This window comes from Bradyrhizobium sp. IC4059, assembly GCF_020193615.1.
Lineage (GTDB): Bacteria > Pseudomonadota > Alphaproteobacteria > Rhizobiales > Xanthobacteraceae > Bradyrhizobium > Bradyrhizobium yuanmingense.
In genome coordinates, this window is record NZ_JADYVH010000044.1 from 1 (window position 1) to 471 (window position 471).

The 471-nt window shown below is 31.6% G+C and carries 1 protein-coding gene; it reads right to left on the bottom strand.

Translation table 11 applies throughout. From position 1 onward, the window contains the following. Positions 1 to 471: ABC transporter permease subunit (locus tag I6F12_RS37015; protein WP_225158547.1), on the bottom strand; the 471-nt coding region annotated here is incomplete at both ends.

The following is a 471-nucleotide window of genomic DNA, read 5'->3' on the forward strand; positions in this document are numbered from 1 at the left end:
ACATATATCTTGCAAATGAGATTGCAGCAACTATATACACTATCATCCAGCCAAAGGTTATAGCTATATGTGCTGTATTGTGTATTTCAACTAAGAACTCTTTTGTAAGGCAAGAAGCATTAGCTATAGGTATACTAAAAATATAAGTTTCTATACTTTTAGCGTCCTTCATCATTGTGGCATAAACCAATATGACAGCAATTATTGTAAAAGGACTTAAATATGTTTGAGCTTCTTTTGATGATTTTGCATAAATACTTATGGACAACCCTAAGGCCCCAAAAACCATAGTTAAAAGTATAGGCAAAATCATTATCAAAATAATAGTTTCTAATCCTATATTGATGTCATTTGCACCTTGAAACATTCCATTTGTCTGATTCATTGAAATAAATAATCCTGCAAGGTTTGCCAGTGATACTATAATTCCCACTATTGTAATTGCAAGAAATTTTCCCCAAAGTAAGGACA